Annotated in this window: 10 protein-coding genes and 1 other annotated feature; of the genes, 7 read left to right on the top strand and 3 right to left on the bottom strand. The window is 50.9% G+C overall.

Annotated features, from left to right (window positions below):
• Positions 1 to 75: 75 nt before the first annotated feature.
• Positions 76 to 1,077: a 4-hydroxythreonine-4-phosphate dehydrogenase PdxA gene (gene pdxA, locus H8S80_RS11380; protein WP_025530305.1), complete on the bottom strand. Its 1,002-nt coding sequence runs from the start codon at positions 1,075 to 1,077 to the stop codon at positions 76 to 78.
• Positions 1,078 to 1,104: 27 nt separating this feature from the next.
• On the bottom strand, positions 1,105 to 2,412 hold the full coding sequence (locus tag H8S80_RS11375) for a four-carbon acid sugar kinase family protein (protein ID WP_117633370.1): 1,308 nt from the start codon (positions 2,410 to 2,412) through the stop codon (positions 1,105 to 1,107).
• Between the two features lie 325 nt (positions 2,413 to 2,737).
• Positions 2,738 to 3,047 (top strand) — a binding site (T-box leader).
• 331 nt (positions 3,048 to 3,378) lie between these two features.
• Between H8S80_RS11375 and H8S80_RS11370 the strand changes: the two genes are divergently transcribed.
• The 7 genes from H8S80_RS11370 (at position 3,379) to trpA (ending at position 10,341) form a co-directional block, all read left to right on the top strand.
• On the top strand, positions 3,379 to 4,923 hold the full coding sequence (locus tag H8S80_RS11370) for an anthranilate synthase component I family protein (RefSeq protein WP_117633371.1): 1,545 nt from the start codon (positions 3,379 to 3,381) through the stop codon (positions 4,921 to 4,923).
• Positions 4,923 to 5,591 (top strand): anthranilate synthase component II, encoded by a 669-nt coding sequence (locus H8S80_RS11365; protein WP_117633372.1) that lies wholly within the window; start codon positions 4,923 to 4,925, stop codon positions 5,589 to 5,591. The genes H8S80_RS11370 and H8S80_RS11365 overlap by 1 nt, the downstream gene beginning before the upstream one ends.
• Positions 5,592 to 5,690: 99 nt before the next feature.
• Positions 5,691 to 6,734 (top strand): anthranilate phosphoribosyltransferase, encoded by a 1,044-nt coding sequence (gene trpD, locus H8S80_RS11360; RefSeq protein ID WP_117633373.1) that lies wholly within the window; start codon positions 5,691 to 5,693, stop codon positions 6,732 to 6,734.
• A 10-nt stretch (positions 6,735 to 6,744) separates the two neighbouring features.
• Positions 6,745 to 7,620, top strand: coding sequence for an indole-3-glycerol phosphate synthase TrpC (gene trpC, locus H8S80_RS11355; protein ID WP_117633374.1), 876 nt, complete (start codon positions 6,745 to 6,747; stop codon positions 7,618 to 7,620).
• 3 nt (positions 7,621 to 7,623) lie between these two features.
• Entirely contained in the window at positions 7,624 to 8,391 is a 768-nt protein-coding gene (locus tag H8S80_RS11350; protein ID WP_243008018.1) for a phosphoribosylanthranilate isomerase, read from the top strand.
• Positions 8,392 to 8,393: 2 nt separating this feature from the next.
• Positions 8,394 to 9,578, top strand: a complete 1,185-nt coding sequence (gene trpB / locus H8S80_RS11345) for a tryptophan synthase subunit beta (protein WP_002602113.1) — start codon at positions 8,394 to 8,396, stop codon at positions 9,576 to 9,578.
• Positions 9,571 to 10,341, top strand: coding sequence for a tryptophan synthase subunit alpha (gene trpA / locus H8S80_RS11340; RefSeq protein WP_002602112.1), 771 nt, complete (start codon positions 9,571 to 9,573; stop codon positions 10,339 to 10,341). The genes trpB and trpA overlap by 8 nt, the downstream gene beginning before the upstream one ends.
• 100 nt (positions 10,342 to 10,441) lie before the next feature.
• On the opposite strand, the gene H8S80_RS11335 is transcribed toward trpA, so the two are convergent.
• A complete protein-coding gene (locus tag H8S80_RS11335; RefSeq protein ID WP_117633376.1) occupies positions 10,442 to 11,428 on the bottom strand; it encodes a hypothetical protein in 987 nt (328 codons plus the stop codon).
• Positions 11,429 to 11,772 lie beyond the last annotated feature (344 nt).

Raw genomic sequence — 11,772 nt, 5'->3', positions numbered from 1 at the left:
ACCCTCCTTTAAATAAATTGACTTTTTATTTCTATGCCCCCCGGACACGAAATACTGTTTCAGTTTCGCCGTGAATTATTTTCTGGTGAAATTTGGTGAATACTTTGCCGCCAGTAAAATAGCCTCAATCATGCTTATGGCGCTTACCTTGCCCGTACCTGCGATATCAAACGCGGTTCCGTGATCTACGGAAGTTCTGAGAATCGGCATTCCGTTGGTGATCGCAATCGTCCTGTCGAAATCCAGTGTCTTCGTCGCGATATGGCCCTGATCGTGATACAGGGAGAGTACGCTGTTAAACCGTCCCTGTGCCGCCTGATGGAATACGGAGTCTGCACCGATCGGTCCGGTTACCGGATATCCTTCCGCCTGCAGCTCCTCAATAGCCGGCATGATTTCCCGAACCTCCTCGTCGCCAAACAGGCCGTGCTCGCCGCAGTGAGGATTTAATCCGGCAATCGCCATGGTGCCGCCGGTTACGCCCAGCTTCTCAAGGGCCTCCAGACAGCGTTTTACATAATCCTTGATTCTCTCCTTCGTGATCATGTCAAGCATCTGGCGCAGGGAAACGTGTCTCGTCAGGAAGAACACACGCATTCCGTTGGTCTCAAACATGGTGAGTGGATCTTCCGTTCCCGTCAGCGCTCCAAATATCTCGGTATGGCCGATAAAATGAATATCGCCGGCCTTTAATGCCTCTTTATTGATCGGGGTGGTGGCTACCGCATCCGCTTTTCCTTCATTGGCGAGCCGGATACTCTCAGCGATATACTCGTAAGCCGCTTTTCCGCACATTCCGCTCACTTTGCCGAATTCAAACTGGTCCATGTCGATATTGTCCAGGTCAATGAGATTTAAGACGCCCGGCTCATAGATCCCTTCCTCCGGTTCCTTAACCACGTTTACCCTTACCTCTGCTCCCGTGATCTTTACAGCCTGCTCCATGATCTTCCGGTCGCCGACGATGATACATCTGGCCGCTTCCGCCACCTTGCTGTCCGCCAGGGCCATTGCTACGATTTCCGGCCCGACACCCGCCGGATCTCCGATAGGAATTGCAATTAATGGTTTGTTCATGATGTTTTCCTCCATTCTCTTTTTATGTTACATGTATAATTTTTCTTTCAGATAGGTGATACAGCGGTTTGCGGCATCACTTTCGCCCACCATTCCGCCTTTTGTGATGATATGCACGCCTTCGAAATTGCCCTTTAAGAACTGGCCGTAGGCCGCCAGAGGAAGCACTTCATCCAACAGACAGAGACCCGCCGTCTGGAATCTCCGGCACACGGAGACGGTGATATCGCCGCCGCTGCTGTATATTCCCTTGAATCCCTGGTGCATGGTGAAGACCCGGTGCGCGATTTCGGCAAAGGAATCGTTGATCGTTCCCGTCATATCATCCACACCGCCCGGGAACCGGTCTTCGTATTGTCTAAAGTCGATTCTGTTTTCCGGATAAATGCCGTCGCCCGTCACGGTTATTATATCAAAAGCCCGGCTGGCCTCCAGCACCTCGTCGGTGATGCGGGTGATTTCCGCTTCCCGCTCCTCTTCACTCTCCAGAAAACGTTTGGTGGCTGCAAATATATTATACGCAGTTCTCTGAGAAAGCCACAGCTCTTCCATCTGCTGCCTCGTCACCGGGTTTACGCTTCCCACAACTGCCAGAATCTTCTTTTTCTCCTTCTTATCGGCCGGCACGATCAGCTTTCTCGCAATGGTCGCCGTAAAGACTCCCGGATCTACTGCCACGAATTTCAGCTGGCTCGTGATTACGGCGTCTGCAATCAGGTCTAAATCTTCCTGGGTCACACAGTCCGTCACGATGATCCGGCACCCGTCGGCAGCCATCTCCTTCATGCGGTCGGCCAGGTAATGCTTTCCGTTCATCATGTCGTTCATCAGAATGCTTCCTACCGGATACTTGCTCTGCTGCTCAAAAATCTGTTTCACATCTGACACGGTAACCGGCGTCTTCGGATCCAGCGCCACCTCGGTCTTATGAAGCGGCAGACCCTTGACCAGCATGTAACCGCCTATCACAATTCTTCCCGATGCCGGGAAACAGGGCGCTGCAATGGCTATGTAATCATCTCCCAGCGCGTCTAATATGGCGTCTGTCTCGCTTCCCACATTTCCCCGCATGGTGCTGTCAATCCGCTTTGCGTAAACCTTTACTCCGTCTTCCTTTAACAAATTCGTTACATTGTATACCCGGTTGTATGCCAGTGAGCTGCTTACGCCCCTGCTGTCCGTCGGATACATGACACAGTCACAGCTGTCGAACAGCGCCAGCTCCAGACGTTCGGAATTCATCACCGTATACGTCTGATAATTCATCTTTTTTAAAAGGACCCCCGTCGCATTGGCCCCGGTCAGATCATCTGCAACTACTATACACTGAGGCATATCATTTCCCCCTTTTAACCGCCCGTTTTCCATTTTGTTCATGTTCGTTTATGTTATATTCCATGTTCGTTCTAGTTCGTATACTACATCACTTCGTCACATTTGTCAATATTATTTTTCATTATTTCGGTTATTTTTTTGTTTTTCTCACGTTTTGTTGTTTGTTTGTGTTCGGTCCCAGAAAATGTTCTGTTTTGTTCCTTTCGGCGGGCAAAACTCTTTCCGTGAACGGGGAAGAAACACGGGCGGAAAAATTTTTTACATTTTTTTGGAAAATAATATTGACATTTCAGATTCGATCTCATATACTGTAGCAAAGCAAATCGATAAACCGATGAGCAGGAGTAAGTAAGATTTTTCTATCATGCGCAGAGAGCTTCCGGATGGTGTAAGGAAGCGTTGGTAATGAATCTGAATGGACTTGCGAGGGCGGCTTGAAACCGGTATTTAGGGAAAGCAGTTCTGTCTGAGAAGACAGGGAAGCGTGAACTGGCCGGAAGTAGATACCGACGGGTTTCCTATCCGTTACCAAGGGGAGGCACATGTTAGTGTGTTACAGAGCGGATGAATGATATATTTATTCATCAATCAGGGTGGTACCGCAGAAGAGAATTTATAGAGCTCCTGTCCCTCTTTATCCATATTTTATGGGTAAGAGGGACGGGGGCTTTTTTTGTGCTGAGGCAGTCCGGCTGTAAAAGCACTATGAGATAAGTGCCTTTGTAATCACGGGCGTTACTGCGGTTACCTGATCCGCCGAACAAAAGTAAGGAGGACTTACCAAACGGTTTTCTTTCTCACAGAATATTTAAATCTTCACTACATACATCAGTAAAAAGCAAACAAATGTTTGTAAATCAAGAAAGGAGAAGGAGCTTGTGTAAGAGCAAAATGTGTCCAGTTTTTTTCATATTTAATGCCTGCTAAGGCAGGGCACACTCCGACACGAGTCTCCATATGTCAGCTATGAAACTCACACCAGACTGTACAGAAATTGAAGCACTCGCAGCAAAGTATCCTATCATTCCGGTATGCAGAGAAGTGTTCGCCGATATCGTAACACCGATCACACTGCTGAGAAAAATCGCAGGTTTAAGCAGCCGCTACTGCCTGCTGGAAAGTATTGAGGGCGGTGAGAACTGGGGACGCTACTCTTTCCTCGGGTATGATCCCATTCTCCGGGTCACTAACAAAGACCACGTGGTGACGATCCGCCGGGAACCGGCCGGTATAAGGAAAGTCTCCCCTTCTATCGTTCATCAGGATGAAAGAAGTTCCAGACTCACTGCCGCCATGGAAGAAAAAGTGATAGAAACAGACCAGCCCTTCGATATCCTCAGAGACATTTTAAAGGAATACCAGTCTCCAAAGCTTGATGGAATGCCTCCGTTTACAGGCGGCTTCATCGGATACTTCGCCTACGGCATGATCGGTTACGCCGAGCCGACACTGAACATCAAAAAGGGAGACTGCAGCGATTTCGACCTGATGCTGTTCGATACGGTTATCGCCTACGATCATCTGAAACAAAAGATCGATATCGTCGTCAATATGAAGACCGGGCAGAGGGCGGAATGCATGGCCAATTACGGAGCGGCCTGCGCCAGGTTAGAGAGCATTGCGCAGATGATCGCCAATCCTGCGCCCCTGGAAAAATCGGTTGCAGACGACAAACCGGACTTTACCTGCAACGTTTCCAAAGAAGAGTACTGCCGAATGGTGGAGAAGACGAAAGAATATATAGTGGACGGAGATATCTTCCAGGCGGTCATTTCCAGACAGTTTTCCAGTGATTACCACGGAAGCCTGCTGAACGCCTACCGGGTTCTCCGCACCACCAATCCTTCGCCCTACATGGTTTACTTATGTATGGACGATATGGAGATTATGAGCACCTCACCGGAGACTCTGGTCCGTTTAAAGGACGGACGGCTCACCACATTTCCGGTAGCCGGGTCCAGGCCCAGGGGCGCTACGCCGGAGGAGGACGCCAGGCTGGAGAGAGAGCTTCTGGCCGATGAGAAAGAGCTGGCCGAACACAACATGCTGGTCGACCTCGGACGAAACGATCTCGGACGGATCTCAAAGTTTTCCACCGTGGAGGTCACCGGATACCAGATGATCCACAAATACTCCCGCATCATGCACATCTGCTCCCAGGTGGAGGGAGACATATTAAAGGACTGCGACGCCTTTTCCGCCATCGGGGCGGTCCTCCCGGCAGGCACCTTATCCGGCGCGCCAAAGATCCGGGCGTGTGAAATTATCGAGGAGCTGGAACCGGTGCCGAGAGGTATTTACGGAGGGGCGCTGGGATACATTGATTTCACCGGAAACATGGATACCTGCATTGCAATCCGCATGGCGGTAAAGGCCAAAGGAAAGGTCTATGTTCAGGCCGGCGGCGGCATTGTGGCCGACAGCGTCCCGGAAAAAGAGTATGAGGAATCCGCCAACAAGGCAAAAGCCGTAATTCACGCCATCGAGGCGGCAAGCGAGGTGAACGACTGATGATATTACTGATCGATAACTACGACAGCTTTTCTTACAATCTGGTCCAGTTTTTCGGCACGCTCTGTCTGGAGAACAAGGAACCTCTCACTCCCCATCATTCGGGGGAATGTACCGGAACGGTACCGGCTGGAACGGAAGCCGCCGAACCTGAAATAGCCGGAACAAAACCGGATATCCGGGTGATCCGGAACGATGCGATGACCCCAGAAGAAATCCGGAACCTTCATCCGGACCACATCATCCTCTCTCCCGGACCCGGATATCCGAAAAACGCCGGTGTTTGTGAGGATGTGGTCCGCCAGATGAAGGGCGAGGTCCCTATCCTCGGCGTGTGCCTCGGACATCAGGGTATCTGTGAGGTATTCGGTGCCGAAATCGTTCACGCGGCAAGGCTGATGCACGGAAAACAGAGCACCATCACCATCGACAACAGCGATCCCATTTTCCAGGGCCTTCCGGAGAATATTCCGGCGGCCAGGTACCACTCTCTCGTCGCCAGACGCAGTTCTCTCCCCGATACCTTAAAAATCATCGGCGAGGACGATATGGGAGAGATTATGGCAGTCCGTCATACCGACTATCCGGTCTACGGCCTCCAATTCCATCCGGAATCGATTCTGACCCCCGACGGCATGACGATACTTCGGAATTTCCTTAACCTATAACTTATAACCTATAATCTATAATCTATAATTTATAACCGGCAACAGCACCGGCAAACAGAAACGAACAACGTTAATTTTCATATATGGAGGTAACAGACTATGATACAGCAGGCGATTCACGATGTAATCGAAGGACAGGATTTAAGCTTTGAGGCTGCAAAAGAGGTTATGAACGAAATCATGAGCGGCGAGACGACTCCCGCACAGATGGCGGCATTTTTAACAGGACTCCGGATGAAAGGAGAGACCATCGACGAAATCACGGCCTGCGCGACGGTCATGAGAGAAAAGGGGCTGAAGCTGGAACCGAACTTCGCGGTAATCGATATTGTAGGCACCGGCGGCGACGAGGCCGGCACCTTTAACATCTCCACCACCAGCGCATTTGTGGTCGCGGCAGGCGGGGTTCCGGTGGCAAAGCATGGAAACCGAAGCGTATCCAGCAAGAGCGGGGCCGCCGATGTACTGGAAAACTTAGGCGTGAACTTAAAGCTTACGGTGGAACAGTCGGAACAGATTTTAAAGGATACCGGCATGTGCTTCATGTTCGCCCAGTCCTACCACTCTTCCATGAAATATGCCGGACCTGTCCGCAAGGAAATGGGAGTCCGCACCATTTTCAACATTCTGGGGCCTCTGGCCAATCCGGCCGGAGCCACCATGCAGCTTCTGGGTGTCTATGATGAGAAGCTGGTGGAACCGCTGGCAAAGGTGCTCAGCAATCTGGGCGTCAACCGTGGACTGGTGGTCTGCGGCAACGACGGGCTGGATGAAGCTACCGTCACCGGACCGACCCACGTGTGTGAAATCCGTTTCGGCGAGCTGACCATGTACGAGATCACTCCCGAGCAGTTCGGTTTCTCCCGCTGCAGCTTACCGGAGCTGGTCGGCGGTAATCCTGAGGAAAATGCACAGATTACCAGAGATATCCTGACCGGGAAGCTCACCGGACCGAAACGCGATATCGTCGTCTTCAACTCGGCTCTGAGCCTCTATCTCGGAATCGATGACTGTACCATAGGAGACTGCGTCGCTCTGGCCAATGATTTGATCGACTCCGGAAAGGCGGCCGCCAAACTGGAGGAATTCGCAAAAGCAACCAACAAATATAACATCCCATCGGCTGCCGGCGGAATGGAATAGGAGGCCCCTCATGATTTTAGACACACTGGCTGCTTCCACCCGCAGACGGGTGGAGGCGGCAAAAGAAAAAATCCCTCTTTCGACCATGATGGACCTGGCCTCGCAGGCGTCCGAATCCGAACGAGAAGTCCCCCTCACATGCGTTCAGCGGAATGTTACGAAGGAAAGTGTCTTTTCCTTTGAAAAAGCGTTAAAGGCGCCGGGAATGTCCTTTATCTGCGAGGTAAAGAAGGCTTCTCCCTCCAAAGGCCTGATCGCCCCCGATTTCCCCTATGTGGATATCGCAAAGGATTATGAGGCCGCCGGAGCCTCCGCTATCTCCGTCCTCACGGAACCCGAATACTTTTTAGGAAGCAATGAATATCTGAAAGAAATCCGCCGGCACGTATCTGTTCCTCTGCTTCGCAAGGATTTTACCGTCGATCCCTATCAGATTTTCGAGGCGAAGGTCATCGGAGCTTCCGCAGTTCTTTTGATCTGCGCCCTCCTTGACACAGAGACGCTCCGTACCGGGATCCATTTATGTGACAGTCTGGGGATGAGCGCGCTGGTCGAGGCCCACGACGAGGAAGAGATCGAATCCGCTCTCCGGGCGGGCGCACGGATCATCGGCGTCAATAACCGGAATTTAAAGACCTTTTCAGTAGATTTCTCCAATTCCATCCGATTAAGGAGTCTGGTGCCTGATGACGTACTCTTCATCGCGGAAAGCGGAGTAAAATCGGCGGACGATATCCGGCTGCTCCATGAGGCCGGGGTGGATGGCGTACTGATCGGCGAAACGTTAATGCGTTCCGCCGACAAGAAAAAAATACTTGATTCCTGGAAACAGGCGTGTGGGGAAAGAAATGCAGGGAGACATACAGAAGGAAGAGAAGGAGTCTGAATCATGAGTAAGTTAAAAAACCCGCTGCAGGCAACGGGACATCAAATTTGCAGCGAGACGGGCAGCGGGATTTGTGACCCTCGCGGCAGTCGCCAATTGGACGCGCCAGCGTGCCCGTTTGGCTCGTTGCACACGGGAATAAAGATTTGCGGCCTGACACGGCCGGAAGATATTGCAGCTGTGAACGAGTACCGGCCCGACTACATCGGTTTCGTCTTTGCGCCCAGCAAGCGGAATGTGAGTGAGATGAGGGCCGCCGGACTAAAGAAGCTCTTATCACCGGATATCACGGCCGTCGGAGTATTTGTCAACAGTCCCATCGACGACATCGTGCGGCTCGTGAGCCGGGGGATTATCGGCGCGGTTCAGCTCCATGGCGATATGGAAGGCTTTGAGACAGTTCAGTATGCAGAGGATTTAAAGAAGGCGCTGGCCGCGGCAAGGCTGGCCGCTTCCGTTCCCATTATCCGCGCTGTGCGTGTAAAGGATGGGGACGATATCCGCAGGGCCGTGAGTTATCCGGCCGAATACCTGCTTTTTGATACCTTTGTCAAAGATCAGTATGGCGGAAGCGGAGTCCGTTTCGACTGGTCCCTAATCCCCCACATCGAAAAACCGTGGTTTCTGGCCGGCGGCATCTCTGCCTCCACCATAAAAGAAGCGCTGAACACGGAAGCCTGCTGCCTCGACATAAGCAGTGCCGTCGAGACCGACGGACGGAAGGACCCGAAAAAGATACAGGAAATCATACAAACAGTAAGGAGTGTTTAATCATGTCAAAAGGAAGATTTGGACAGCACGGCGGACAATTTATCCCCGAAACGCTGATGAACGCAGTAAATGAGCTGGAAGCAGCCTATGAAAAATATATCCACGACGAGGCGTTTCTCGCCGAACTCGACGAGTTAAACCGCACCTACACGGGAAGGCCCTCTCTCCTCTACTATGCTGGAAAGATGACCGAAGATCTTGGCGGTGCGAAGATCTATTTGAAGAGAGAGGATTTAAACCATACCGGGTCCCACAAGATCAACAACGCGCTGGGGCAGGCGCTTCTGGCCAAGAAGATGGGCAAGACCCGCGTCATCGCCGAGACCGGCGCAGGCCAGCACGGCGTTGCAACGGCTACTGCCGCCGCGCTCCTGGGGCTGGAGTGTGAGGTCTACATGGGAAAGGAAGACACCGACCGCCAGGCCTTAAACGTATTCCGCATGGAGCTTCTGGGCGCCAGGGTCCATCCCGTTACCAGCGGCACACAGACCTTAAAGGATGCCGTCAACGAAACGCTGCGTGAATGGACGAACCGCGTGGAGGACACCCACTATGTGCTGGGTTCCGTCATGGGGCCTCATCCGTTCCCCACGATCGTCCGTGATTTCCAGAGCATTATCGGCAAGGAAGTTAAATCCCAGCTTATGGAAGCAGAAGGAAAGCTTCCGGACATGCTGATCGCCTGCGTCGGCGGCGGCAGCAACGCAATGGGGCTCTTCTACGACTTCATCGACGAGCCGGGTGTTGCGCTGGTGGGATGCGAAGCCGCCGGACACGGTGTCGATACGGATAAGAATGCCGCCACCATCGCCACCGGCAGCCTGGGAATCTTCCACGGCATGAAATCCTATTTCTGTCAGGATGAATACGGCCAGATCGCTCCGGTCTACTCCATCTCCGCAGGGCTGGATTATCCGGGAATCGGGCCGGAACATGCTTCCCTGCACGACACCGGCCGGGCTCAGTACGTCCCCGTCACCGACGATGAGGCAGTAGATGCATTCGAGTACTTATCCCGGATGGAGGGAATTATCCCGGCCATCGAAAGCGCCCACGCGGTAGCTTACGCAAGAAAAATCGCTCCGACCATGGGAAAAGATCAGGTAATCGTCATCAATCTCTCCGGCCGCGGAGACAAAGATGTGGCGGCAATCGCCAGATATAAGGGGGTAGAAATCTATGAGTAGAGTAAAAGACGCATTTGCAGATGGTAAGGCATTTATCCCGTTTGTCACTGCCGGAGACCCGGAGCTTGCTGTCACGGAAGAGCTGATTGTTGCCATGGCCGGCGCCGGCGCGGATCTAATAGAAATCGGTATCCCGTTCTCCGACCCGGTGGCCGAGGGAATCGTCATACAGGAGGCGGACATACGGGCGCTGGCTTCCGGCACCACCACCGATAAGATTTTCGATATGGTGAAACGGATCCGTGAGAAGACAGATGTACCGCTGGCATTTATGACCTATATTAACCCGATCTTCGTCTACGGAAGTGAGAAATTCATCCGCACAGCGGCAGAAACCGGCATCGACGCGCTGATCGTCCCGGATATGCCTTACGAGGAGAAGGGCGAGCTGCTCCCGCTCTGCCATCAGTACGGCTTAGAACTGATCTCCCTCATTGCCCCCACATCGAAGGAGAGAATCCGCGCCATTGCGAAGGAGGCCGAGGGCTTCGTCTACTGTGTCTCCTCCATGGGTGTTACCGGGGTCAGAACGGAGATCACTACCAACATCGGTGAGATGGTTTCCTTGGTAAAAGAGGCGCAGCCCATCCCGTGTGCCATCGGCTTCGGAATCTCCACGCCGGAGCAGGCCAGGAAGATGAGTGAACACGCCGACGGCGTCATCGTCGGAAGCGCAATCGTCCGGATGGTGGCGAAATATGGAAAAGACTGCGTTGGTCCAGTGTGCGAGTACGTCAGGGAAATGAAAGCAGCAATTTTATAAAAATTTGTTTCTCCCAAAAAGCCTTATACAAACCAGGAAAGCAACTATAGTTAGAAGCCGCTTTCCTGGTTTTTTTATAAATTTCTATTAATTCCTAATTTTAGGGATTCTTACCTGTTTTGTTTCTGTTCAACAGAATTCCGGCAATTTCTAAATCCGTTTTCCCGACCTTCTCTGCCAGCAGATTCAAAACGTTTTTTATGTAAGGTTCCTCCGTATTCAGCATGTCCGCAATTGATCGAGGATCAAGCCCTTTAGCGGCCATATTACGGATAACCATTACTTTTTCCGCCTCACGGCCTTGTGCTATTCCTTGTTCTCTTCCTTCTTCTCTTCCTTCTTCTCTTCCCGCTTTCTTAGCGCCTTCCCGAGCAATCGCCAGTTGCTTCTGCTCATCATATTCATATAGAATCAAATTGCATACCTCCGCTCTGTTCTTTTTCAGAATGTCTGCAAGTATCCCCTCATTGATACAGGAATTAACCGCCAGCTCTACCGCTTCATTAAGAGCCATGCCTCTCCTTTCATTTTCCCTGATACGGTTCACAAACACTGCATAATCTTTCAGCCGCTTACAGCGGTCCATCAGTTCCTCATTATGGCCATAATTAATATTAATCATAGTCGCCCTGCATTCCAGACAACCATTTTCCTCTGGATTCTGACACAAAAATGCATCCGAAAGCCGAAGTTCCACCCGGTCCGGTTCCTCCTTCATCCCATTGTAAAAGACGATATACTGTGGCATCGGAAGGCGGATCAGCTTTTCTCCATAAATATCCAGTCCGTTTATTTCAATATATTCCCGGTAGGTGTCTGCAAAATAATTCAGCCCGCGAACAGGCATATTAGGGTTAAAGCTGCTCTGGTGTTCATATAAATTAAGTACGTCCGATACCAGAAAGGATATATCATTTTTCATCCCCAGATAAATCGCGTCTGCAAGTGTGGTAATTATAATATCTTCCGGATTCGTATACTGTCTGCCGCTTACAGCGTTATACAAATCCAGCAAATCCTCTTTCTCCTGAAAGGCCAGCCGGAACAATCTGTCTTTATAGTTTCTGTTTATGTTGATCTGCTGCATCTTCCTACCTCCATTATAAATGATTCTATCTGTAGTTGCAATAAAAAAACATTGTTTTTATGTAAACCTAATTGTTCGTCATAGGCAGACCTCCCCCTGTAATTTGATATTAGAATACTTGAGAAATTGTGGCTGAAACGCCAGGACGATTCTCCATGGTAAAACAACATAAAGAACCGAATGAAACTCAGCCGCTGTGATTCGGCTGAAAAAGGAAACAGATCATTGTTTCGTTCCTTTATTATATCTCGTATAAGATAAAATACAAGATTCAATTCTTGTAATACAGATCCTTTTAGAAATTATTAAGAAAATTATGCTCTGTTTTTTCCTTTCAATCTGTT

Source organism: Hungatella sp. L36 (assembly GCF_014288035.1).
Note: the sequence above shows the minus strand (reverse complement) of the source record. Positions and strands in the feature narration are given on the sequence as shown.

What these genes read in the sequence shown, in the direction of transcription:
- trpD (WP_117633373.1), top strand. Translation starts at nt 5,691, where the DNA reads ATGATACAGCAGGCGATTCACGATGTAATCGAAGGACAGGATTTAAGC.
- H8S80_RS11370 (WP_117633371.1), top strand. Translation starts at nt 3,379, where the DNA reads ATGAAACTCACACCAGACTGTACAGAAATTGAAGCACTCGCAGCAAAG.
- trpA (WP_002602112.1), top strand. Translation starts at nt 9,571, where the DNA reads ATGAGTAGAGTAAAAGACGCATTTGCAGATGGTAAGGCATTTATCCCG.
- trpB (WP_002602113.1), top strand. Translation starts at nt 8,394, where the DNA reads ATGTCAAAAGGAAGATTTGGACAGCACGGCGGACAATTTATCCCCGAA.
- trpC (WP_117633374.1), top strand. Translation starts at nt 6,745, where the DNA reads ATGATTTTAGACACACTGGCTGCTTCCACCCGCAGACGGGTGGAGGCG.
- H8S80_RS11335 (WP_117633376.1), bottom strand. Translation starts at nt 11,428, where the DNA reads ATGCAGCAGATCAACATAAACAGAAACTATAAAGACAGATTGTTCCGG.
- H8S80_RS11375 (WP_117633370.1), bottom strand. Translation starts at nt 2,412, where the DNA reads ATGCCTCAGTGTATAGTAGTTGCAGATGATCTGACCGGGGCCAATGCG.
- H8S80_RS11350 (WP_243008018.1), top strand. Translation starts at nt 7,624, where the DNA reads ATGAGTAAGTTAAAAAACCCGCTGCAGGCAACGGGACATCAAATTTGC.
- pdxA (WP_025530305.1), bottom strand. Translation starts at nt 1,077, where the DNA reads ATGAACAAACCATTAATTGCAATTCCTATCGGAGATCCGGCGGGTGTC.
- H8S80_RS11365 (WP_117633372.1), top strand. Translation starts at nt 4,923, where the DNA reads ATGATATTACTGATCGATAACTACGACAGCTTTTCTTACAATCTGGTC.